We start from the raw sequence: 23,157 nt of genomic DNA, 5'->3' as shown, positions 1-23,157 counted from the left end.
AGTCAATAAATATTTCGCAACACCTCAAGTAAAAGAAATTGCACCAAGAAAACAATAGCCAATGCCTTAATAATCTTGCTAGATAGCTGTTGCCGCAAAAGCTTCGTCTCTCTGAGGATCTCTGAATTTATCTCTAGAATCGCTTGAAGTTGATCTTTGGGTGTTTGTGGTTTTTGTGGTTCTGGCATCGGGTTGTCCTCTCTTGTCTGATCGCCATTCTATAGGCTCTGTCGGTTGCAATCGTCGCTTTGTTTCAATCCACAGAAAGATGAAAGTCTTTCTGAAACCGGATTAATTCATCATCCATTAGTCCATACTCCCTAATGTTTCAATCCACAGAAAGATGAAAGTCTTTCTGAAACTAGACGCGGCTAAACCATTGGCGCTTTGAGTCCTGGTTTCAATCCACAGAAAGATGAAAGTCTTTCTGAAACTCAATCAAAGAGTTGCTTATTTTTGCTAAAAGCGTTTCAATCCACAGAAAGATGAAAGTCTTTCTGAAACTCGACCAAATCCCTGAAGAGTTGGATGAGATAAAAGTTTCAATCCACAGAAAGATGAAAGTCTTTCTGAAACCTTTTTTAGAGATAGGTGATATTGTTTGCCCCAGTTGTTTCAATCCACAGAAAGATGAAAGTCTTTCTGAAACGCAGCGACACACGCATCGGCATCGATTTGAGTCGTGTTTCAATCCACAGAAAGATGAAAGTCTTTCTGAAACAAGGTAAAAGGCCAGTCCCCGTAGAAGGAATCCGTTTCAATCCACAGAAAGATGAAAGTCTTTCTGAAACACTACCGCTAGGAAGCCGATAAGGATTAGGCTCTCTGTTTCAATCCACAGAAAGATGAAAGTCTTTCTGAAACTTGGTAGCTGGGGCGATCGCTTCTCTGTTAGCGGGTTTCAATCCACAGAAAGATGAAAGTCTTTCTGAAACTTAATCCTCCCCTCCCCTCTGATAGTTCTTCACCGGAGTTTCAATCCACAGAAAGATGAAAGTCTTTCTGAAACTGCCCGCATCTCAACCCCTTGCACAGCAAGAGATTCAGATGCGGTTTCCGACGCTCTACCGAATTTTACCACGATCGCCGCCTCCACTCTTGCCTAAAATCGCTGAAACCCTTGCCCTGTCTAGTCCGACGCTGCTTTTGCCCAAGAAAACGCCAGAACCCTTAGCCTGCAATAAATCCAGCCATTCGAGAACCATTCTCATTTTCCACACCCCCCTAGCGTCGGAAAATCCAGTAATGAATACAGGGCTTTGCGCGGTAATGGGTAATGGGTAATAGGAAAACCATTTTTCACCCTATACCCCATTCCCTATTCCCTAGCGCGAAGCGCTATAACTAATCGTGATCCACTAACACCGCACCGATCGCCTCATCATAATCTCCACTCCACACTCGAAGACCATCCTCAACTTGAACGTGACGAGCTTGCGACTGAGGAACCGAAATTGCGTACTGTGCCAACTGTTTCCAATCCCCCAATGTTAAATACTCCTTATTTTTGATCTTCTCTTGCAATGCTTCAATCAGCCGTTTACCGCCACCCCATTGAACATAACCCGTGATTTGATTATCATCGATACACCGAAATTTAGCCACTTCAGGAAAATTCAGATCTAGCCTCAACTTTTCTAAATTAACCCCCTCAAAACCAAATTTTTGCTGATAGTAATCCCGGATCGCTAGATCGTGGTCATCCCAGAACGGATCGTCATACGCTTGAAGTAAATCCCTGGTTACATTGATCGCCTGGGCATATTCTGGACTATGTAAATTTTCCCCATGATCAAACAAAAAGACCTTAGCGCCTGGATATTCCCCAGCCCGATTAACCCGTCCTCCAAATTGAATGATCGAATCGAGTGGAGCCATCATCTTAAATGCTTGGGGAAACGAAATATCAATCCCCGACTCGATCACCTGAGTAGCAATCAAAACACATAACTGTCCCCGATGGAGCTGTTGTCTGGCTGCTTTAACCACCTGTTCCCGGTGCAGTGGGCACATCGCCGATGAGAGATGAAGGGCTTTAATGCCCTGAGCCAGAAGCGCATAATAGCAGTTTTGAGCAGCTTTTCGGGTATTCACCCCAATCAAGGTAGAGCGATCGATTTGCTCGCCAATGGCCTGCCAATCGAGATCCCCCACCCATTCATACTCCCGGTTTCTCATCTGCCCTCGACACCATGCCACCACCTCTAGAGGCACAAGTTCAGGAGCAGAGGCAGCCCTAGGACAGAACTCAAACTTAGGCTGAGTTGCCGAACAGAGAATCACCTTTAATCCCCAGTGCTGGGTGAGCTGATCCAAGATCGCCAGAATAGATTTACACGCCTGAGTCGGCAGGGTTTGTACTTCATCCAAAACCACCACTGCATTAATGAGCGCCCTTAATTTACGCAACTTAGAAGCCCGGTTAGAGAGCAAGGATTCGTAGAACTGAACCCCTGAAGTTACGATGACTGGGAGTTCCCACCGCTCCGTCTGGGCTTTCCAGATTTGCCAATCTTGATGTTCTTGGGGATCGTAACCGCTATGGTGTTCTAGAATATTTTCTGCACCATAGGCAACCCGAAACTCATCGGCTGATTGCTTCAGGATAGATTTCAAGGGCGCAACATAAATAATTTTTTCCGCTTGTAGGCGATCGCACACCTCCATAATCGCCTTCGTTTTGCCCACTCCACAAGGGCCTGTCAGTCGGTAAAATGGATGCCCTGTTTCCACACAGATTGCCTCTCGGAACCGATTCCGAATCGAGTCGATGGCAGTAGACCGAGTGGGCAGCACAATTTGAGGCGATCGCGGTGGGGCTTCGATCGCCACAGTCCCCCCAGAGAAGCAATGGGCATCCAGGCGATCACTGTCCACCAACAGAGCCGTCAACATGCGGATGGCCACATCTTTTTCACTGCTCTCTAAATTTAAGTGGCCAGGAATATTAAACTCCCCATAGCTTTGACGAAACCAAGCCATAGACTCAAGAATCATGTCCTTAAGTTCTGGATCAGCATCTCTTTGTTTTTGCGTTTTGAACCACTCACTATTTTTTCTATATTTGAGCTGTGAATGATGGGCAGCGATCGCGTAGGCAATCAGGGGCGGATTTTTCCGGTTCCACCCTGAAATCATGGCGGCTGCCATAGCACTTTCTGCTGCATGGGTCACCATTTTGGGGTCTTTCCCCTCTACCTTTTCCTGAAGATAGTGTTGCCAGCCTGTTGAGGCCTTGGCTACGTCATGCAGCAGGCCAGCGCTAGATAAAGGTCTATAGGGTTCTGGCAGTAAACTGAGGAGGCGATCGCTGACGTTAGATAGGTGAGTTTTAAGGGTTTGCCCTGGACGAGCTATGGGTTCTTTCATCTTTTTGTTGGTTTCCAATCTAGTCCGGGGCATCCGTATTCCCTATTCCCTATTCCCTATTCCCTATTCCCTATTCCCTATTCCCTAGCGCGCAGCGCTATAAAAATGAACCCGCCTGTTGACTCAGGTAGACTAGGGAGCTAAAACGGTCGCAGTTGGAGGATTCGATAACAGGGGTTGATCGGCCAGCTCATCTAGCCCCACTTGCGGATGGGTGAGGACGCTGTGCCAATCAGCCGTTGCTCGATCGCGATCGGGGCCAGATGCACTGTAACGTAACTGAGCTAAAGTAGCCAACAAATCGTACCATAAACCCGCTTGGGCATAGATTTTTGCGCGATCGCGGTCAGATTTAGCCGTATCCAATTGAGCTTTGACAGGGGCTTGATCTCCCTCTGCATGGACAACCTGAATCCATCCTTGAGTATAATCACTAAATGTATTATTACAAACCAACTGAAACGCCCACAAATAAATTTTCCCCGCTTCTAGTTGCGGTAACTCAGGATCGCTACTCAGGGGCACACCTAAGATACCTGACTCCTGATTCAGAGACACAGAACTTTCAAATTCTGATTTCAAAAATCGATCTTGATTTTGTGCATCGATATCGGCTAAAGTCAAGCCCGATTGAGCCAATTTTTCTCGATCTAATTCTTGCACAATCAGCATCCCTCGATCGGCAGTATGCTTAGGTAAATATACAAATACAGTGGGTGAATTAGTGAGGGTGCGACCTACGTTCAATTCAGGAATAATAGCCATGAGTTGACCCTTTTGATCGGTAATACAGGGGCCACGGGTTCCACCCGCTTGACGGCGGCTAGGTAATCCGATTTCTTCTGGCAATTGTAGGTCTTCTAGGGCTAGACTCGGCAAGGGAAAGACACTCACACCTAAGGCTAAAAGGGTTGCTAATGTCCCTTGAGTGCGCGTCCAGGAAATGGAGGGTAACCAGGAAAATAACATAAACGATCGATCCTCATCAGAAAAAAACAACACTAAAATCCACAATAATGTCTACTTCTATTTTAAACATTGAATTCCCAACTGTGTAAATCTTCCCCTGTTTAATCCCCAGTGTCTAAAGGTGGAGTCAGGAAGACGGCTTGACGGACTAAAATAACTGTACAATCACATCCAGAGGCGATCGCCTCTGGAATATTGCCTTTAATCACCTGTTTGAGTAGACCTTCCCGTGATGCACCCATGATCACCACATCAATATGGGACTCTTGAGCTTGCTTGGCGATCGCTTCGCTGACCTGTTCAGATACTAACTTAACCAACGTTAACTTCGGTAATCGCAAATTTTGGTTGCGTTTATCCCCAAAGGATTTGAGGCGATTGAGTAAAAATTGCTGTACCTCTTCCAATACCAGGGGAACCTGAGCGTTGGGTTCTGGGGAAGAGACCTGACATAATTGGATTTCTGGTGGGAAAAACTGAGTCGGGGAGAACGACTGATCTCCCCTACGGGATCTCAAATGAATTTCTCGCAAATGGATTAAACCCGGTAACAACTCAGCCCCGGCGATCGCATTGGGGCCCCCTGCTAAAGGCAATAACCACCGGTTAAAATGCCATTTTGCTTGCTGTCCGCGCGTAGCCCACTTCACCAACACCACCTCACAAGGAGCTTGGCGAATCAAGGTATCGACCACATCCCCAAAAATTCGCCCCTCTCTGGTAGTTTTTCCTTTCCATTCCATGACCAACAAATCCACATGGCGATACTTAATCGTCTCCAAAATGGTTTTCCCGATATCATGGGTCACTCGAACCTGAGTATGTACGCTAATTCCTAAATCTTCACCCAAGTGATGGGTATAGTCAGTCCAGCGTTGAAAGGGATCAAAATTTACCCGTGCTTGATCGACGGGAGTATGATCGGAGACCACCGCTACTTGCAGACATTCCAACTCATAATTCTGCTCGGCGGCGATCGCCCCTGCCATCTGTAACAATAGGGCCGCTGTACGCTGATTGACCACCGGAACCAAAATCCGCCCCTGACCGATCGCCGGCCCATGGGTTTGATAAATGACATAAGAACTCCCACCGGCTGGCCCCAGAGCAGGCCCCACACCACTCAACAAATCCGACTCCGCCCGAATAATATCACTGCGGGTAATAATCCCCACTAACCTGCGTCCCTCCGTCACCGGCAAACGGCTCAGTTTATAACGATTGAGGCAATACACCACCTCACTCAAGGGACAAGAGGGGGCAACACTGACCGGATCTGCCGTCATAATTTCTCCCAGCAGAGCGTTCTGATTTTGGGGGCGTTTCTCTAGATCTCCTTGAGTCACAATACCAACTAACTGTCCTTCATGAACCACAGGAAAACCCCGATGGTGCGAGCGAGAAAAAGCCTGTACCACTTGATCCAAGGGCAAATGGAGATTCAAGGTTTCCACCCGGCGCTGCATCAAATCTTCAGCAATTAACTCATCAAACCCTTCCGGTGTTTTGCGTTGCTCATTTTGGGGTTCCATGCCATTCCAGATCAACAGCCGTTGGTATAGGGAGTTTTTCTCCAACAAACTGGAAATAAAATAGGCCACCACCGACACAATCATCAGGGGTAAAACCAAATTAAAATCTGCCGTGATTTCAAACACAATCACAATACTGGTCATGGGCGCTTTACCCACGGCACTAAAAAAAGCTCCCATTCCTGCTAAGGCATAAGTATCCGGAGAAACTCCTAGGGGTAAGCCCAAAAGATAACCCACTAAATACCCCAGAGCTGCCCCTAGGGTGAGAGTAGGGGCAAAGAGTCCTCCAGGTGTCCCTGCACCGTAGGCTAAACAGGTGAGTAAAAAATGGACAACAAAGGCGAGAATGACCTCATTGGCTTGGAGATCGCCAATTAACAGCAGTTGTCGTAACCCCGCATGGTCATTAAAACTTGGAGGGAGTAGGGCAATACAAAGGCCAGAAATGAGACCCGCTAGGGCCATACGAGCGGGTAAAGTTAGGGGCAGACGACGGTTGAGGTTGAGGCTGGTAATGATGCCTTGGTTAAAGAGTGTGCCCAGAAGACCGGCTAGGATACCTAGGATTAGGAAACCCGGAATTTCTGGGGCCGAGAAATGGGCAACGGAGGCGCTCACTTCCCGATTGAGATCGAAGTCATTCCCAAAGATGCGGGAGACGACTGCACCGATAAAGGAGGCTCCGATCGCCGTTTCTAGGGTTAATTCGGAAACATCATGGAGTAATTCCTCTAACACAAACAACATACCGGCGATCGGGGCATTAAAGCCGGCCGCCAGTCCTGCGGCTGCTCCAGCCGCCACCATTTGCCGCCGATGGTTGGGAGATGTGGGGAAAATTCGGGCAATTTCCGAAGCTAAGGCGGCTCCAATTTGTACCGTTGGCCCTTGGCGACCGAGAGTGAGTCCAGAGGAAAGGGAAAGCAGTCCAGCCGTGAGCTTGACTAGAGCAGTGCGCCAACTGAGGGGAAGAGGGTTTCCTTCGAGTACGGCTTTGACTTGGGCAATACCGCTACCTTGGGTTTCGGTGGCAAAGGCTTCAATGAAACAGCCGGAGAGAAAGGCAAAGGTCATCCCCACCAGGGGTAAGATAAACCAAGCGGGGAAAATTTGGGTGAGCCAGATGCGCCACCCCCCCAATATGCCGATGCCATTTCTGAGTAAGACGGCGCTACAACCGGAGACTAATCCAATCAGACAAGCCTCGGCAATCATTACCCGTCGTTTGGGTAGCAGGAGAGGACGCACGGTTTCAATTAAAAATTAAAAATTAAAAATTAAAAATGTTTAGAATTATTGTCTGTTGTTGCTCCTCAATTGTCGAGTTTGCTGGTAATGGATAAGCCTTCGACGATAACAGATGGGGTATAACAAGAGCCATTCCATTCCCGATCGCCTCCCAGTTCCACCACATTTCGCAGACAGTGATAAATATTGCCCGCCACCATAGTGTCTTTGACTCGACCCATAATTTCTCCATTCCGCACTCGATAGCCTAAATCCACATTAATGGAAAAGTCTCCGGAAATTCCTCCCCCTGAACCTAAAATTTGATCCACAATTAGGGCATCCGGCAGGGAAGCAATCAGGTCTTTCAGGGCCCGTTTTTGCCCCCCAGAGACAATCAGATTATACAGAGAGGGGGTGGGATAACTGCCGAGGCTGGGTCGAAAACCGTTGCCGGTGGTTCCGATTCCCAATTGGCGACCCATGGTGCGATCGCATAAAAAGTTGTTCGCAACCCCATTTGCCACAAAGATCAGGGGTTTCGTCGGCGTTCCCTCATCATCAAAGGGGCAACTATAGGGCCCCATTTGCGGGTCTTGAGAGAGGGTAATCTGGGATGAAGTGACCTGTTCTCCGAGTTTGTCTGCCCAAGGGGAAGACCCTTCAAAGACTTGTTTACCATTGAGGGCAGCGCTCAGGGTTTCCCAAAGCAAATCGGCTGCTTTGGCAGTAAACAGAATGGGGACGCGGCCTTGGGGGGCGCTCACATTGCGATCGCAGGCTTTCAGGTGGTCTTGGATTCTGGAGACGATTTCTCCTAAATTCAGGGTATCCCGTTGCACCTGGCCATCACTGATGCTGCAAAAATCATCACTGCGTACCCATTCTACTGCCAGATAACCACTGAGGGTGGTGTCGGTATAACTGCAATCGAGACCTTCTGAATTGAGCAGGCGTGTGCTTTCCGCTTCACTGTCGAGTTCCGCGCTACAGAGAATATCACCTTGGGTCTCTCGCAACTGGGCGATCGCCTCTTCTCCCCAGGCTAGGAGCTGCTGACCCTCAACCCATGTACCCAAATCTGGGTAAACTTGTTTACATCCAGGGGTTAACTCCACATACTCTGATTGTTCTTGCAGTTGAGAAAGGGCGATCGCCTTTTCCACTAACTGTTCCGGTGCAATTGAACCATGACATACCGCTAATCCCGGTTGCCCATTTTTCCATAACCGCAGGGCAACCCCTTCACTGTGGTGAGTGAGGACACTTTTGAGCCGGTTAGCTTCAAAGAGAATGGGAGTTGAATGGGCTTTGGATAAAAACACCTCGGCTGCTTCTGCACCCTTTCGGGCAGCTAAATCCAATAATTGCTCACCCGTCTCATCCCAAGAGACCTCAGACGGGTCAACCCTGGAGGGGGATTGGGATGCCGAAACTAAACTTTCAGCAATGCGATCGCCCCTTGAACTGCGATCCTCTCGATCGGTTAACTTTTGATTCCCTGTGCGATCGTTCACGCTCCGTTCTCACCCTCCCGCTTGTTTCTGGCTTTAGGTTCACTCTACCAAAAAAGGAGTCTATGGCGCTTCCCGCCATGGTCGAACGGGGAGCAAGGGGAGCAACTCCCCACTCCCTTTTGCCTTTAATTCTGGGAAGGCACTTCTTGCATCAACCAAAATCCCGCAAAAGATTCTGATTCTGGATTCGACTGGATGGCCAGAAAATGAACCCCTTGAGCTTGCTTTTTCGCCTGTTCAAAGTTTTCTCCTTCCTTGAGTAATTGGGGAGTATTCAGGTTGGACAAAATCCAACTTTCATTCACTCCTGTTTCTAGTAATAATTTGGAGTTCTTTTTATCCTTTGAGTTACTTGCCATAATTTTAAGACAGGCTAATTCTAGGCCAGACATCCATCCCGCCATGGGAATGGCACGGGAGGAAAAGAGGATAATCCCAGGAATCTGGGTTGTTGCGGACAAGTCAAACGGACTTAAGGGAAAAGACTCTTCAAAGGCAATATCCCATTCGGGTAGTTCCGCAAAGGCTTGGGCTTCTAGGCTAACCAGGGCCCATTTTTGACCCAGGATCGCATCCGGGAGGGGTTGGGCGATCGCCGATTCATATTTTACAGAAGGCGAAGAAGCCGCCTTAGCATCATAACCGGCTTCTTGGGGATACACTTCCTGTTCTCTTTGCTGCATCCACTGATACAGGCTCAACGTGCGGCGACTAGGAGCCGAGGGAATGGCCAAATCCTGACAAGCTTTGACGATCATGTTATTCATTTGCCGACGAAAGAAGCGAATTTTGTTGGGCCGAGTCTTGGCTTGTTCCATCGCTTCTACCAGGGCAGCCTTCAATTCTCCTGAGTTCACGTTTTTACTAGAGCAAAACCGCGAATACCGAAATAGACTTTCGGGATCGGTGGCGATCGATGATGGGGTTTCACAAATCAGAATTTCCCAAACTTTTTTATTATTCTCATCTAGAATGGGGCGGGAGTAAAAATCGAGTTCCCAAATGGTTTTCATGGAATCAACTAACCGATAAATGTCCAAATGTAGAGTAGACCCAAGTAGGAGGTAGAGAGCATAACGGCTTCCTCCTACCAGAGCAACTAAAAAATACGAGTCTAAGCATCGGGCAAAGATTTAACCGCCCGTTCTCGACGAGCCGCAGCACTGGCCATGACTTCCTCCATATTTTCTAACAGCTCTCCGGGATAATTTTCCAAAATGCGAGTAGACAAAGAAATCCGTCCTTTTCCTTCATCAATACTAATAATAATGGATTTAATCGATTGACCAATAGAAAAATGACTGGAGAGGGCATCAATATAACTTTGGCTAATTTGCTTAATATGAATCAGTCCTGTGGTATTGCCCAAATCGACAAATAAACCAAAGGGTTTAATATTCGCAATTCGCCCTTCAACCAGTTGACCGACTTCCAACTGACTAAACGTTGCCGCTTGGGTGGCTAGGCGCTCAGAAAGCACCAATTTACGAGTGTCTGGGTTCACTTCCAGAAAGGCAACTGTTAGGGTTTCCCCCTTGAGAGCATTGAGGTTATCCCGTTGGCTCAGATGCGATCGCGGGATAAAACCCCTAAGTCCCATCACATCCACTGTCACACCACCTTTATTACTCCCGGTAACCCGGACTTGCAGCGCCTGTTCATCCTCCTGTTTTTCCAGCAGGGTATCCCAAATGCGCTGGATTTCCAGTTGGCGACGGGAGAGCGTTACTTGTCCCTCTTCGTTTTGTTCGCGAGTAATCAGAAAGTCTAATTCCTCATTCAGAGGCAGAACCGTAGACAGATCGACGACACTGCTCAAGGCTGCCTCTTGTATGGGCACAAAGGCAGTAGACTTGCCCCCAATTTCAATATAGGCTCCCTCTGGAGAATGGACGGCCACCCGACCGCGTACCGTTTGTCCTTTTTGGAAGGTATAGTCATGCTCTTGCAAGGCTTGGGCAAAATCATCTTGGGAAAAGCCAATGGAAGAGGGAGTTTCAGAAGCGGGTTTAGATTCAGGGTTCATAACTAGGGTCTGAGAAATTAAGAGGCCTGAAGTTGGGAGTGAAACAAGTTTTTCACTTTAGCCCAGGCATCAGTAGCCGCTTCTGCATTATAACTACCACGGCGATCGCAGAAAAAGCCATGATCGGCTCCATCGTACCGGAAAATTTGATGAGAAACCCCAGCATCCGTTAACGCGGCTTCAATTTGCTCGACTTCCGAACTGGGAATACTGGCATCCTCATTGCCAAAAAAGCAGTGGATTGTCCCCTGAATCTCCGGAGTTCGAGTAACCGTGGGTGCGCCCCCTCCTGGAGTCAGAGTGGCAATTCCCGCTCCATAGAAGGAGGCTGTGGCCTTGATATCCTCCAGAATTGCGGTTAAATACACTACATGGCCGCCAAAGCAAAATCCGATCGCCCCAAAACCTCCCGATTTGAGATTGGGTCGGGTTTTCAGATACTCTAAGGTGGCCTGAATATCACTGAGCAGTTCATCGGCCTTCGTTTTCACCTTATATTCACGCCCAATTTTAATATCCTCTGGGGTATAACCGGCTTCAAAACCGGGAGCCAGACGCTGATAGATTGCCGGAGCAATGGCAATATAGCCCTCTTTAGCGATGCGATCGGTTACATCCCGAATGTGTTCATTTACGCCAAAAATCTCCTGTACCACCACCACCCCCGGATGGGGGCCGGGTGTGGTGGGTTCAGCTAGATAGGCATCGATGAGTAAGTCGCCATTGGGCACTTGTACAGGGGTGGATTGTATGGTTAAATCGGTCATAATTGCTGGAAAATGTTGCGTCTTTCCAATTTTAAGGGAAATAGGATACATCTGAGCAATAGCGATCGCCCCCAACCAAGAAACCGGGTTCCTCCCTACCTTGAGAACACCAGCCAAGATCCTCATAGAAACCCGGTTTCTAACTCCATGCGATCGCCAAGAAAGCTGACAAGGGGTGTAGAATAAATCTAAAACCCATGAATATACAAACTCTCTATCAACGGCTGGGCATTACTCCCACACAACTGGCAGAATTTTGCCAAAACTGCCAGATTACCGAACTTTCCTTATTTGGATCTATCCTGCGCGATGACTTTCATTCTCAGAGCGATATTGATATGCTGGTAACCTTCTCTCCCGATTGTCATCTGAGTTTGCTGGGTTTTGTTGGACTGGAACAATCTCTGGAAGATTGGCTACAGCGCCAGGTCGATTTAGTTGAAAAAAACACTGTAGAAGATGATTTCAACTGGCTTCGTCGGGAAGAAATATTGAACACGGCTCAGGTAATTTATGAATCGCGATCTCTCTTATCTGCTTGATGTAGAGAAATTTGGTACAGATATTTTGACATTCGTTGCTGGAATGGATGAATCGAGCTTCGCAACGGATATAAAAACTCAAAATGCCGTGCTATACGGTATCACGATTATAGGTGAAGCTGTCAAACAACTCTCTGCTGAAATTCGCGAACAAAATCCTCAGATTCCCTGGAAACAAATTTCTGGAATGCGCGATAAATGCGTTCATGACTACCGACAGATTAACATTCAGCGAGTTTGGAGAGTCACTCAAACAGATATACCTGAGCTGCTCCAGAATATCAAACTGCTCTTACGGGTAGAAGACGATCGCGAATCGCCTCAACTCTAAGGTAGACATAGACAAAGCGATCGCCCCCAACCAAGAAACCGGGTTTCTCCCTACCTTGAGAAGGCAAGTCTATGGCGGCAAATTTTCAATTCTCTCGTCAGCTCTTGCCCACCCAACCGTTTATTCCCCACTCCTAGCACGAAGCACTCTATACTAGAAATCAATGACATTATGGGGGTAAGTCTGGGTATATGGTCAAGTTTCAGATTCAGCCAGAGAGTGACATTCCGGCTTCTAATCAGTTATTTAATCAATTACGCTTTGCGATCGCCTCTGGTCAATACCCTCCTGGCTCCCAATTGCCCAGTACCCGTGCCTTAGCCATGCAAACCGGTTTACATCGCAACACCATTAGCAAGGTCTATCGCCAACTCGAAGAAACCGGATTAGTCGAGGCTCAAGCTGGCTCAGGCATTTATGTGCGCCAGCAGGGACAAGGGTTCCTGACTCAGTATAAATCTCAACTTCTGCAAACCTATCCCCAAGCTCAATCCATTGTCCAAGATAGTCTCAATCAGCTCATTCAGCAAGGCTGCTCTCTCCATGAAGCGCGGGAACTCTTTTTAACTGAAATTGATTGGCGTTTACGCTGTAGTGCTAGGGTTTTAGTTACAGCTCCCGCCAATGATATTGGGGTGGGACAACTGATGATGGAAGAGTTACAAGCCGCTTTGCATACCCCCGTACAGTTAGTTCCCTTAGAAGAGTTAGACGATCTCTTAAATCATACGCGATCGGCAACCGTCGTCACCAGTCGCTATTTTTTTGGCGATGCGGAAAAGATTGCTGCACCCAAATCCGCACGGGTGGTTCCAGTGGAAATCTATGATTATGCTCCGGAAGTCGAGTTAGTCAAAGGATTACCTAAAGGGACATATTTCGGAGTCGTTAGTCTATCCTATGGCATTTTACGCGCCGTGGAAGTGATTATTCATAGTTTGCGCGGCGATGATGTATTGGTGATGACGGCCCATCGGGATGACCATTATAAACTCAATGCCATGGTGAGAACCGTTCAATATATAGTCAGCGATGTCTCCAGTTATGACGCAGTGAAAGCCGCTCTGCAAGCAGCCAGAGAAGATATTATCCGCCCCCCTCGGTTAATTCAAACTGACAGTTATATCGATGAATCCTCCATTAATCGCCTGAAACGAGAACTGGGTTTAGATTAAGTCTTGATCCTAATAATTCTGTTATTGCTTCTACGGGCATCGGTAAGGAGTAAAAATAACCTTGACCATATTCACAGCTAAATTGTTGCAGCAGTTTATGCTGTTCAATTGTTTCAATCCCTTCAGCTACAATATCCATCCCTAAGTTATGACCTAAATCAATCACCGCTTGAATGATTTCTCGATATTGGGATGAAGCTTTGGATTCCAAATTAGTCAGAAAACTGCGGTCAATTTTCAGGGTATGCACGGGGAAACGATAGAGATAGCTCAAGGAAGAATAGCCTGTACCAAAATCATCAATACAGAGTCGGATCTGACGGGCTTTGAGTTGTTGGAAAATGAGATTGGCAACTTTAGAATTATCCATAATCACACTTTCCGTAATTTCTAGTTTCAGACATTGCCCCTCAATCTGGGTTTTCTCTAGAATGCGATCGATTTGTTCAATTAAATCGGGTTGGGCGAATTGTTTCACCGAGAGATTCACATTCATAGTCAGTGGGCGGCGATCGGGGAATTGGAGATTCCAAAGATGCAATTGCTGACAGGCTTGCTCTAGCACCCAAGTCCCAATGGGTAAAATGAATCCTGTTTCTTCAGCAATGGGAATAAATTCAGCCGGAGAAACGAACCCCAATTCGGGATGCTGCCACCGCAGAAGGGATTCAAAACCCGTCAATTGGCCGGTTGCTAATTCGATAATCGGTTGATAATAAACTTGCAATTGCTGGCGCTCGATGGCTCCTCTGAGGTCGGTTTCGAGTTTTAGGCGGTTAACGGCTTGGGTATGCAGAAGGGTATTAAAGACGGCATAGCGCCCTTTACCGGCGGTTTTTGCCTGGTACATGGCTAAGTCCGCATCTCTGAGGATGTCCCCCGGTTGGTCATATCCAATTGTGCTTAAGGTAATACCGATGCTGGTATTGGCAAAGACTTCATGGCCATTCAGGTTGAAGGGATGGGAGAGTTTCTTTAAAACTCTTTGGGCGACTTTGGTAGCATCTTGGAGATTGTGAATATTATCCAAGAAGATGGTAAATTCATCCCCTCCGAGTCGGGCGAGTAGATCCCTCGGACGTAGGCAGTTTTCGAGACGACGGGCGATCGCCACTAACAATAAGTCTCCCACCAAGTGACCCAGACTATCATTGATGTTCTTAAACCCATCTAAATCCAGAAATAAGACCGCAAACTGATAATGGGGGTCTTTTTGGGTTTGCTCAATGGCTTGTTGTAGGTATTCGATGAATCGGGCCCGGTTGGCCAGATTGGTGAGATGATCGTAAAAGGCGTTATGTTCGAGTTGGGCTTGGGCTTGTTTGCGATCGCTAATATCGGTTTGAATGCCGATAAAGTGGGTGAGGTGACCCTGGGGATTAAATACCGGCGAAATATGCAGCTCATTCCAAAACAGTTGACCATCTTTACGCACATTTTGCAGCACCACATGGCATTCTCTGGCTTGTTCAATGGCTTCACGAATTTCACCCAGAGCCGTTTGATTCTGGTAACTGCCTTGCAGAAAACGGCAGTTGTGACCGACGACCTCCTTGAGAGAATAGCCCGTAATCTCTTCAAAGGCTGGATTGACATAAACAATTGGATTATCCGATCGCGTCGCATCGGTAATAATCATGCCATTATTGCTAGAGGCGATCGCCCGCTCCATCAGATGTAATTGCTCTTGAGCTTGCAAGCGAGTCATCACGCTCGTCAGCACATTGGCGATCGTTTGTAAAAACGATACATCATCTTGAGTAAACTTGCGAGACTCTCTCGCGTACACACTTAAGACCCCAAACGGCCCCTCAGAACCCGGAAGATCTGAAATAATCGCACCAATTCCGGAAACCAGCCGATGATTATGTAACAGAGGAGAACCACTAAAGCGAGTTTCTACCCGTAAATCCTCCACAATAACCGGTTTACCTTGCGATAAAGTATACCCTGCATGACAATTACTCCGGGCGCTCAACGTCGCTTGACCCACCAATTCAGCTTGCCAACCCACCCCTGCTCTTAGGAACAGGGCCTGATGATTGGGCAACAGTTCCAAAATCGCACTACAGTCTACCGATAGAGTTTGACGGACTAACTCCACTGCCTTTTGCATCAGAGTATCTAGATTGCGATCGGTTAAAGCCTTCTGACTCAGCTCTGAAACCGCCGCTTGTTGCTGTAAACGTGAGTGTAATTCAGCTTCCACCTGCTTATGATGAGTCATATCCCGACCCACTGCATAAACTAATCCCTCATCTGGATAAGCAACCGCAGTCCAACCAATCCATCGATAGGAGCCATCTTGAGAGCAACATCGATTTTCTACATAAAGACTCGGTTGCCCTAAAATTAATTGCTTCAACCCTAAACGAGTGCGTTGTTGGTCTTGGGGATGGATAAAGTCCAGGAACTTCCGGTCATATAATTCTTCTGGGCTATATCCCAATATCGTTTTCCAGGCAGGATTCAGGCTTTTGAGGACTCCCTGAAAGTCAATCAGACACAGCAGTTCTAGGGATAAGTCAAAAAACCGTTCCAGATGATTGGGGTCACTTGTCATAGAACGCTCTTGCCAATGAAAGGAGCTAGTTTGTAGGGGGGGTTTCTGAATTTGCTGAAGATGTTGCTGCACTGCGACAATCCTTATGGAACTTTGGAATCAATTATCAAATACGGCCAACTCTGTTCGAGTGAACCGCTTTCAGGAGAATATCCAGGGTATTCATTCAAGTAACACTAAAGATTGAGCGACATCCAATTCTCCCAACCGGTTGAGTGGTTATGGCTTGATACCGATCTGAGCGTCAAAACCACGATCCTGAGTCAGTTTACTCAAACCCATTGGCGACAATTTATTTTTTCACCTATGATTCTCCTGTTCCTTATAATCATATCAAATGATACATAAATTACAAATTTTTTTGCTAGACTTGAGTTTAGCCCTAGATTTATCTAGTTATTATCATAGAAAAAAATCTATTATAATGATTTATGGATAGAGACTCCCATATCGAAGATTCGATCGCCAGGGATCAATCCCCTTGAGTCTAAACTTCAATTTTTATTGCCTATCTTATGGTTCTTTTTTGAGAATTTACTGAATATTAATGGCAATTAAATTGAATTTTCTTGCACTGAGAAACAGACAACCAAATAACAACAAAAAAGATTATTTTTTCTATCAATTCTCAAAAAAGACATGACAATATGCTAGGTTGGATAGGCTTCTCAACGGATATCAAAGAATTATAAATTATTCTTAAAATAAAGATTTGTTAATATTTATTTTACCTAATCTTAACCAAAAAATTACCATAAAAGGTTAATCTGCAATCAACATCTTCTCGTAAACTGAAGATTGGCCTAATCTAAACCTTGTATCTCCTATGTTTTCTCTGTCTAACTGCAAGCGTAACCGTCTTTCCCTAGCGATCGCAGCCCTGAGTGCCCTAACCCTAGCCTCCTGTGCTGGCGAGAACACAACCCAAGTGGGAAGCACCACAGGTGGCTCAGATACCAAATCAACCAGCAAATTAGCCCTAGCGGGCAACACCAGTTTAACGGGAGCAGGCGCTTCTTTTCCAGCCCCCATTTACCAACGTTGGTTTCTGGACTTTAGTAACGCCACCCCTAACCTACAAGTAGACTATCAATCTGTCGGTAGTGGGGCTGGGGTAGAACGATTTATGCAAAACTTGGTTAACTTCGGAGCCAGTGACGTGGCCATGAAAGACGAAGAAATAGCCGAAGTTGACCGGGGCGTTTTGATGCTCCCCATGACCGCCGGAAGCGTGGTAATGGCCTATAACCTGCCCGGTGTGGATGAACTGAACTTAACCCAAGAGGCTTTGGTAGACATCCTCCTAGGGAACATCACCAAATGGAATGACCCCCAAATTGCCGCAGCCAACCCCGGTGTTGACCTTCCCGATAGCAATATCACCGTCGTTTATCGCTCAGACGGTAGCGGAACCACCGGTGTATTCACCAAAAACCTCAGCGCCATGAGCGAAAAGTGGAAAAACCAAGTCGGTGAAGGCAAAACCGTAGAATGGCCCGTGGGTATTGGGGGAGCCAAAAATGATGGAGTTGCTGCCCAAATTCGCCAAACCGAAGGAGCCATTGGTTATCTAGAGCAAGGATTTGCCAAAAGCGCTGGCTTGAATATGGCATCCCTAGAAAATAAATCGGGTAACTTTATCTATCCTTCCGATGAAGCCGCGTCCATCGCTTTAGGCGCAGTAGAGTTGCCAGCAAACCTGCGGGCATTCGTCACCAACCCAGAAGGGGAAGACTCCTATCCCATTGTCACCTATACTTGGTTGCTGGCCTATCAGCAATACGACGATCCAGAAATTGCTAAGTCCCTAGAAGCCGTGATTGAGTATGGCTTAAATGAGGGACAAGCCATTAGTTCCGATTTGGGTTATATCCCCTTACCCGATAACGTGCGCCAGAAAGTGGCTGAACTTGCCGATACGATTAGCCCAGAATACACCATCGAAGTGAAATAGATGGTTTAGTTTCTTGTGCTGGTAGGAGTAAGAAAACCCTTGCTCCTACCTCTTAACTTGACCCTTATGATTGATGTTATTCTATGGTATCTGTAGCAAACACTGAATCCGGGCGATCGCGCTCAGATTTAGAAAAAAAACTAGACCAAGGCTTTATCGGCCTCACCTTTATTTTTGCCCTATCCATTGCCGCCATCCTGATCGTTATTATCCTCACCGTCGGCCAGGGTGCGATCTCAGCTTTGCAAGAATTTGGCGTGGGTTTCCTCTTCCAGAGTGCCTGGAACCCAGTTGAAGACCAATATGGCATTTGGCCAATGATCTACGGAACCATGATGAGTTCCGCCATTGCCCTCTCCATTGCCGTACCCCTCGGTCTGGGAACCGCCGTTTTCCTCAGTGAAGACTTTATTCCCGTCAATATCCGCACCGTTTTAGTCTTTCTCGTGGAACTGCTGGCGGCTATTCCCAGTGTGGTGTACGGGTTATGGGGGATTTTCGTCCTGATTCCCATCCTCAAACCCATTGGCGACTTTTTGCATGATAACTTTGGCTGGTTTCCCCTCTTTAGCACCCCCCTAGCGGGCCCAGGCATGTTACCGGCCGGTTTAGTCCTGTCGATTATGATTTTACCGATTATTACGGCGATCGCCCGTGACTCCCTCGCCAGCCTACCCCCAGAGCTGCGTCAAGCCTCCCTCGGACTCGGTGCAACCCGATGGATCACCATTTTTCGGGTTCTCCTCCCAGCAGCCTTCTCCGGTATCGTCGGCGGCATCATGTTAGCCCTCGGTCGAGCCATGGGAGAAACCATGGCTGCCACCATGCTCATCGGCAACTCCAACCAAATGAGGCTATCCATCTTAGCCCCCGGCAATACCATCGCCTCCTTAATGGCTAACCAATTTCCCGAAGCCTCCGGACTCCAAGTTTCCGCCCTCATGTACGCGGGCTTAATTCTCATGGTTCTCACCCTAGTCGTCAACATCATGGCTGAATGGATTGTCAACCAAGTCAAAGCCAAATATGACTAATGGGTAATCGGTAATGGGTAATGGGTAATGGGTAATATTCCCCCATTCTCCGTGTCCCCGTGTCCCCGTTTCCCCGTGTCTTGCCCACTCGAATCTTAAAATCATTCCCTTGAGAACTCCCCCACTCCCCCATCCCCTGACATCATGAACCCTTCTACAGAATCCCAGTCCCTCGCCCGAACTCTGATCCGAGACAAGAGCCGCCCCAGAGAGATATTTGACATCGCCATGACAACCCTTTCGGGGATTTGCATCGGACTCACCGTCTTGCCCCTGTTTGCGGTCTTAATCTATGTGATGATCAAAGGAGGCTCCCGCCTAAGTCTAAGCCTATTCACCCAACTGCCCCCAGCAGCCGGCCAAACCGGAGGAGGAATTGCCAACGCTATCCTCGGAACCTTTATCACCGTCGGCATTGCCAGCGTCATCGCCGTCCCCATTGGCGTATTGGCTGCCGTTTATCTGTCTGAATTTAGCTTCAGTAGCCAAACCGCTCGCCAAGTGGCTCGCTCGATTCGCTTTGCCACCAATGTTCTCAGTGGTGTCCCCTCCATTATTGCCGGGGTCTTCGCCTATAGTCTCGTGGTTTTAACCACAGGAACCTTTTCTGCCTTTGCGGGAGGGGTGGCTCTCTCCGTGCTAATGCTGCCGACAATTATTCGGACAACCGATGAAGCCCTGAAAATTGTACCCCAGGATATTCGCTGGGCATCCGTTGGTGTGGGCGCGTCCAATTATCAAACTGTCCTTAAAGTCGTTTTACCTGCCGCCCTCCCTGCCATTTTAACCGGAGTCACCCTAGCGGTTGCCCGCGCTTCTGGAGAAACGGCTCCCCTACTATTTACGGCCCTCAGTTCCAATTTTTGGCCCAGAGGATTAATGTCTCCGACTCCTTCCTTAGCTGTGCTGGTTTACAACTTTTCGACCAGTTTCGATCTCAAGCTTCAAGAATTAGCTTGGGCAGCCTCTTTAGTTTTAGTTTTTTTGGTTTTAATCAGTAGTATTATTGCCCGATTAGCCACCCGCCAAAGTCAATTTTAGGCCAGGGTGAGTGAATTGCTCTCAACCATGAGGAAATCCCATGACCAATCCAGACTCAACTGTTCTAAATCAAACGGAAACGGTTCTGAGAACCGACAATGTTAGTATCTTTTACGGCGATTTTAAGGCTGTTCGGGATGTGTCTATGGACATTCCCAAAAACCGCGTGACGGCCTTTATTGGCCCATCTGGATGTGGAAAAAGTACGATTTTACGATGCTTTAATCGCCTGAATGACTTGATCCCCATTTTTAAGTTGGAGGGGCGTATTTTTTATCATGACCAAAGTTTATATGAGAGTAATGTTGACGCGGTAGAAGTGCGCCGACGGATCGGGATGGTGTTTCAAAAACCTAATCCTTTCCCCAAGTCGATTTATGACAATATTGCCTATGGGGTGCGGATTAATGGGTTGGCTAAGTCTAAGGCGGATATTGAGGAAATTGTGGAGCGATCGCTCCGTCAAGCAGCCCTGTGGGATGAAGTCAAAGATAAAATGCATCAAAGTGGGTTTGCCCTCTCTGGTGGACAACAACAGCGCTTATGTATTGCTCGCACGGTGGCTATTAACCCGGATGTGGTACTCATGGATGAACCCTGTGCTTCCCTCGATCCCATCTCTACCCTAAAAGTGGAAGAGTTGATTCATGAGCTGAAGGAAAATTACACCATTGTGATTGTCACCCACAACATGCAACAGGCTTCCCGTGTTTCCGATATGACCGCATTTTTTAATGCTAAGGCGATCGAAGGGGGCAAACGGTTTGGGTATTTAGTCGAATATGACAACACGGAAGATATTTTCCAAAATCCCCAAGAAGAAGCTACTCAGCAGTATGTCAGTGGACGGTTTGGTTAAAACTATCATGATTAATTATTACCCCGCGATCGCCAATGTCCCCATTCACGATAGGATCGTCTGACGAGTAAATCTCAATGATGCAGTTTTTGATGATCCTTATGAAGCGATTTTTTGCCAGATTGCTACCCCTGATTTTGGTGGCGATCGTGGGTTTGGTTGGATGTTCCAGCACCCCTTCTGTCATTACAGGCAACTATTCTCAAGATACGTTGAATATGGTCGATAGCCTCCGCACGGCGATCGAACTCCCTGAAGATGCTCCCAATAAGGCTGAGGCTCAAGCCGAGGCTAGGGAGCTGATTAATCAATATGCCTCTCGCTATCGTCGCGATAAGTCGGTGTCTACTTTAACCTCGTTCACGACTATCCGCACAGCCCTGAATAGCTTGGCAGGACATTATAGTTCCTATCCCAATCGTCCAGTTCCAGAGAAACTGAAAAAACGGATAAATCAGGAGTTGCGCCAGGTGGAAGCAGCCCTTAAGCGGGGAACCTAATGACGGGTAATAGGTAATAGGTAAACCGTTTTTCCCTAGAGAAACCCAGTTTTACTCATTATATTAAGTCCAGTTTCCGCAAGCGGACATGAAAATGGGATTCAAGAAGCGGGCAAGATGCCCGCCCTCCTGGAATCGGTTGATATTACTGGAATGGGAGCGTCTCGCTCCCTAGATTTTTAATTTAGGTAAACCGTTTTTCCCTAGAGAAACCCAGTTTTACTCATTATATTAAGTCCGGTTTCCGCAAGCGGACATGAAAATGGGATTCAAGAAGCGGGCAAGATGCCCGCCCTCCTGGAATCGGTTGATATTACTGGAGTGGGAGCGTCTCGCTCCCTACATTTTTAATTATGGTGTTTCCCCTTCGCGGACATGAAAATGAGTTAAACTAGCGGGCAAGATGCCCGCACTCCCTCAATGATTTGATATTACTGGAGTGGGAGCATCTTGCTCCCTACATTTTTAATTATGGTATTCAAGCGGATTTGATATCATTACTTCTAGGTTAAGGCTGGGGTTAAATCGGGCTTGACTTCGCTTTGCAAGAGTCCGGTTAACAAAGAAGCGGGATGTTCAGGATACGGCCAAGCAAAGGCATGGCGGAATGAGGCATCTTGACAGGCTTGGAGTTGCTCAAAGTCAATGATGTCTAGGGTGAGTAGGTTTTCGTATTCAAAGGGCAAACGCATGTTATGGAGTCCGGCGTTATCGGTACAGATGGCGATGTCTACCCCAGCCTCAAAACAGCGATCGAAGACGATTTTCAGCTCGTGTAAGTCGTCTAGGGTTCCGGTTTTCAGGTAGGTGGTGGGACAGACTTCTAAACATTGCCCTTGCCGAGCGAGTTGGGGTAAGAGGTGGGGATAGTGGAGGGGAATTTGAATCCCGTGGCCGATCCGCATCAGGTAGGGAAGCAGTTCCGGATAGCAGCCTTCGCGGGTTTCGTAGAGGTGTCCGGTGGTTTTGAGACCCAAAGATCGCCCATATTCATAGAGTTTAATCAGTTCGGGCAGGCGATCGCCATAATGGGCATCTCCCCCGGCAATATCAATCCCACACACATATTCGGGCATTTGCGCCGCCAGTTCGACAATTGCCCGGTTCACCTCATAGGGGAGACGGGAATGGGTACAGAGAATCTGGCTGGTAATAATACTATAGTTATGATTTTGGCTCGCCTGACCCACGGCTTCCACAATCGCTGCCATGCGATCGATGCGATCGCTCTGGCTATACTCCTCTGGAGTCCGCAGGTAAGGCGTATATCGCAATTCTAAATAGGCTAAATTTTCAAACACATAGGCCCCGCGAATCAAGCGATAAATAAAATAGGGCAAGGTTTCTAAGGTTTGCGTTTTCTCCACTAAGGTATGGAGTTCCAAATATTCATCTAAGGTTTTCCGGGGACGGGTATAGAAATTTTCAAACTCAGGATAATCAGGAAACTGCTCAGACCATTCTGAGCCGCTACGGTGAAAGTAGCGCCAGAGAATGCGAGGGACAACCGAACCACCTAAGTGTCGGTGGAGTTCAGCATAAAGAGCCACAGGGAGAACCTCTTAACATCTGCGATCGATAGGGTTGAAAAATGTTCTATCTCCTATGTTGACACTCCCCGCTCTAAAGAGACGGGGATTCTTGGTTCATTGAGATTACTTGCTTAGACAAAATCACTTCTGAAAAAGTAGAGGTATTCTCTCCCCAAGCGTTTATTGGGTCTATCCCAAAAGTTCCCGTATGCCCTA

General features: G+C 47.4%; 19 protein-coding genes and 1 CRISPR repeat array. Of the genes, 8 read left to right on the top strand and 11 right to left on the bottom strand.

Features of this window, described 5'->3' with window-relative positions; genetic code table 11:
- Positions 1-2 precede the first annotated feature (2 nt).
- The 9 genes from PJF56_RS19785 to PJF56_RS19745 all read right to left on the bottom strand — a co-directional run bounded on the left by PJF56_RS19785 (position 3) and on the right by PJF56_RS19745 (position 11,410).
- Complete coding sequence (locus PJF56_RS19785) at positions 3-188, bottom strand: hypothetical protein (RefSeq protein WP_283764436.1); 186 nt, start codon at positions 186-188, stop codon at positions 3-5.
- 61 nt (positions 189-249) lie between these two features.
- A CRISPR array of direct repeats spans positions 250-1,009; the repeat unit is 37 nt; unit sequence GTTTCAATCCACAGAAAGATGAAAGTCTTTCTGAAAC.
- Positions 1,010-1,064: 55 nt separating this feature from the next.
- Positions 1,065-1,205 (bottom strand): hypothetical protein, encoded by a 141-nt coding sequence (locus tag PJF56_RS19780; RefSeq protein ID WP_283764435.1) that lies wholly within the window; start codon positions 1,203-1,205, stop codon positions 1,065-1,067.
- 139 nt (positions 1,206-1,344) lie between these two features.
- Entirely contained in the window at positions 1,345-3,369 is a 2,025-nt protein-coding gene (locus PJF56_RS19775; protein WP_283764434.1) for a CRISPR-associated endonuclease Cas3'', read from the bottom strand.
- Between the two features lie 132 nt (positions 3,370-3,501).
- Positions 3,502-4,338, bottom strand: a complete 837-nt coding sequence (locus PJF56_RS19770; RefSeq protein ID WP_283764433.1) for a DUF928 domain-containing protein — start codon at positions 4,336-4,338, stop codon at positions 3,502-3,504.
- A 101-nt stretch (positions 4,339-4,439) separates the two neighbouring features.
- Complete coding sequence (locus PJF56_RS19765) at positions 4,440-7,121, bottom strand: chloride channel protein (protein ID WP_283764432.1); 2,682 nt, start codon at positions 7,119-7,121, stop codon at positions 4,440-4,442.
- 65 nt (positions 7,122-7,186) lie between these two features.
- Positions 7,187-8,464 carry a TldD/PmbA family protein gene (locus PJF56_RS19760; protein WP_347179593.1) on the bottom strand — a complete coding sequence of 426 codons (1,278 nt, stop codon included), beginning with the start codon at positions 8,462-8,464 and terminating at the stop codon, positions 7,187-7,189.
- A 278-nt stretch (positions 8,465-8,742) separates the two neighbouring features.
- Positions 8,743-9,630 (bottom strand): Tab2/Atab2 family RNA-binding protein, encoded by an 888-nt coding sequence (locus tag PJF56_RS19755; RefSeq protein ID WP_283764430.1) that lies wholly within the window; start codon positions 9,628-9,630, stop codon positions 8,743-8,745.
- 101 nt (positions 9,631-9,731) lie between these two features.
- Positions 9,732-10,643, bottom strand: coding sequence for a S1 RNA-binding domain-containing protein (locus PJF56_RS19750; protein ID WP_283764429.1), 912 nt, complete (start codon positions 10,641-10,643; stop codon positions 9,732-9,734).
- A 17-nt stretch (positions 10,644-10,660) separates the two neighbouring features.
- Positions 10,661-11,410 (bottom strand): dienelactone hydrolase family protein, encoded by a 750-nt coding sequence (locus tag PJF56_RS19745; protein ID WP_283764428.1) that lies wholly within the window; start codon positions 11,408-11,410, stop codon positions 10,661-10,663.
- A gap of 197 nt (positions 11,411-11,607) precedes the next feature.
- Here PJF56_RS19745 and PJF56_RS19740 point away from each other — a divergent pair, with 197 nt between their 5' ends.
- The 3 genes from PJF56_RS19740 to PJF56_RS19730 all read left to right on the top strand — a co-directional run bounded on the left by PJF56_RS19740 (position 11,608) and on the right by PJF56_RS19730 (position 13,458).
- Positions 11,608-11,952 carry a nucleotidyltransferase family protein gene (locus tag PJF56_RS19740; RefSeq protein ID WP_283764427.1) on the top strand — a complete coding sequence of 115 codons (345 nt, stop codon included), beginning with the start codon at positions 11,608-11,610 and terminating at the stop codon, positions 11,950-11,952.
- The gene (locus tag PJF56_RS19735; protein WP_283764426.1) at positions 11,924-12,283 is read left to right on the top strand and encodes a HepT-like ribonuclease domain-containing protein; all 360 of its coding nucleotides are present in this window, start codon (positions 11,924-11,926) and stop codon (positions 12,281-12,283) included. The genes PJF56_RS19740 and PJF56_RS19735 overlap by 29 nt, the downstream gene beginning before the upstream one ends.
- Positions 12,284-12,474: 191 nt before the next feature.
- Positions 12,475-13,458 carry a GntR family transcriptional regulator gene (locus PJF56_RS19730; RefSeq protein ID WP_283764425.1) on the top strand — a complete coding sequence of 328 codons (984 nt, stop codon included), beginning with the start codon at positions 12,475-12,477 and terminating at the stop codon, positions 13,456-13,458.
- Here PJF56_RS19730 and PJF56_RS19725 read toward each other — a convergent pair.
- Positions 13,424-16,093: a sensor domain-containing protein gene (locus PJF56_RS19725; protein ID WP_283764424.1), complete on the bottom strand. Its 2,670-nt coding sequence runs from the start codon at positions 16,091-16,093 to the stop codon at positions 13,424-13,426. The two genes, PJF56_RS19730 and PJF56_RS19725, sit on opposite strands and share 35 nt — an antisense overlap.
- A 754-nt stretch (positions 16,094-16,847) precedes the next feature.
- On the opposite strand from PJF56_RS19725, the gene pstS reads away from it, so the two are divergent.
- From pstS to psb27, 5 genes are all read left to right on the top strand, one after another.
- Positions 16,848-17,975 carry a phosphate ABC transporter substrate-binding protein PstS gene (gene pstS, locus PJF56_RS19720; RefSeq protein WP_283764423.1) on the top strand — a complete coding sequence of 376 codons (1,128 nt, stop codon included), beginning with the start codon at positions 16,848-16,850 and terminating at the stop codon, positions 17,973-17,975.
- 83 nt (positions 17,976-18,058) lie between these two features.
- Positions 18,059-19,009, top strand: a complete 951-nt coding sequence (gene pstC, locus PJF56_RS19715) for a phosphate ABC transporter permease subunit PstC (RefSeq protein ID WP_283764422.1) — start codon at positions 18,059-18,061, stop codon at positions 19,007-19,009.
- 144 nt (positions 19,010-19,153) lie between these two features.
- Complete coding sequence (pstA, locus tag PJF56_RS19710) at positions 19,154-20,050, top strand: phosphate ABC transporter permease PstA (protein ID WP_283764421.1); 897 nt, start codon at positions 19,154-19,156, stop codon at positions 20,048-20,050.
- A gap of 40 nt (positions 20,051-20,090) precedes the next feature.
- The gene (gene pstB / locus PJF56_RS19705) at positions 20,091-20,909 is read left to right on the top strand and encodes a phosphate ABC transporter ATP-binding protein PstB (RefSeq protein ID WP_283764420.1); all 819 of its coding nucleotides are present in this window, start codon (positions 20,091-20,093) and stop codon (positions 20,907-20,909) included.
- Positions 20,910-21,010: 101 nt separating this feature from the next.
- Positions 21,011-21,409, top strand: coding sequence for a photosystem II protein Psb27 (psb27, locus tag PJF56_RS19700; protein WP_283764419.1), 399 nt, complete (start codon positions 21,011-21,013; stop codon positions 21,407-21,409).
- Positions 21,410-21,912: 503 nt separating this feature from the next.
- Here the strand turns inward: psb27 and PJF56_RS19695 are convergent.
- Positions 21,913-22,959: an adenosine deaminase gene (locus tag PJF56_RS19695; protein WP_283764418.1), complete on the bottom strand. Its 1,047-nt coding sequence runs from the start codon at positions 22,957-22,959 to the stop codon at positions 21,913-21,915.
- Positions 22,960-23,157: the final 198 nt, after the last annotated feature.

This window comes from Roseofilum halophilum BLCC-M91 (assembly GCF_030068445.1).
GTDB classification, from domain to species: Bacteria; Cyanobacteriota; Cyanobacteriia; order Cyanobacteriales; family Desertifilaceae; genus Roseofilum; species Roseofilum halophilum.
The sequence above is the reverse complement of the archived record's forward strand: the minus strand, read 5'-3'. Positions and strand labels throughout refer to the sequence as shown.

Excerpts from the sequence above, each read along its gene's own strand:
- PJF56_RS19785 (WP_283764436.1), bottom strand. The coding sequence starts at position 188 with ATGCCAGAACCACAAAAACCACAAACACCCAAAGATCAACTTCAAGCG.
- PJF56_RS19780 (WP_283764435.1), bottom strand. The coding sequence starts at position 1,205 with ATGGTTCTCGAATGGCTGGATTTATTGCAGGCTAAGGGTTCTGGCGTT.
- PJF56_RS19775 (WP_283764434.1), bottom strand. The coding sequence starts at position 3,369 with ATGAAAGAACCCATAGCTCGTCCAGGGCAAACCCTTAAAACTCACCTA.
- PJF56_RS19770 (WP_283764433.1), bottom strand. The coding sequence starts at position 4,338 with ATGTTATTTTCCTGGTTACCCTCCATTTCCTGGACGCGCACTCAAGGG.
- PJF56_RS19755 (WP_283764430.1), bottom strand. The coding sequence starts at position 9,630 with ATGAAAACCATTTGGGAACTCGATTTTTACTCCCGCCCCATTCTAGAT.
- PJF56_RS19750 (WP_283764429.1), bottom strand. The coding sequence starts at position 10,643 with ATGAACCCTGAATCTAAACCCGCTTCTGAAACTCCCTCTTCCATTGGC.
- PJF56_RS19745 (WP_283764428.1), bottom strand. The coding sequence starts at position 11,410 with ATGACCGATTTAACCATACAATCCACCCCTGTACAAGTGCCCAATGGC.
- PJF56_RS19740 (WP_283764427.1), top strand. The coding sequence starts at position 11,608 with ATGAATATACAAACTCTCTATCAACGGCTGGGCATTACTCCCACACAA.
- PJF56_RS19735 (WP_283764426.1), top strand. The coding sequence starts at position 11,924 with ATGAATCGCGATCTCTCTTATCTGCTTGATGTAGAGAAATTTGGTACA.
- PJF56_RS19730 (WP_283764425.1), top strand. The coding sequence starts at position 12,475 with ATGGTCAAGTTTCAGATTCAGCCAGAGAGTGACATTCCGGCTTCTAAT.
- pstS (WP_283764423.1), top strand. The coding sequence starts at position 16,848 with ATGTTTTCTCTGTCTAACTGCAAGCGTAACCGTCTTTCCCTAGCGATC.
- pstC (WP_283764422.1), top strand. The coding sequence starts at position 18,059 with ATGGTATCTGTAGCAAACACTGAATCCGGGCGATCGCGCTCAGATTTA.
- pstA (WP_283764421.1), top strand. The coding sequence starts at position 19,154 with ATGAACCCTTCTACAGAATCCCAGTCCCTCGCCCGAACTCTGATCCGA.
- pstB (WP_283764420.1), top strand. The coding sequence starts at position 20,091 with ATGACCAATCCAGACTCAACTGTTCTAAATCAAACGGAAACGGTTCTG.
- psb27 (WP_283764419.1), top strand. The coding sequence starts at position 21,011 with ATGAAGCGATTTTTTGCCAGATTGCTACCCCTGATTTTGGTGGCGATC.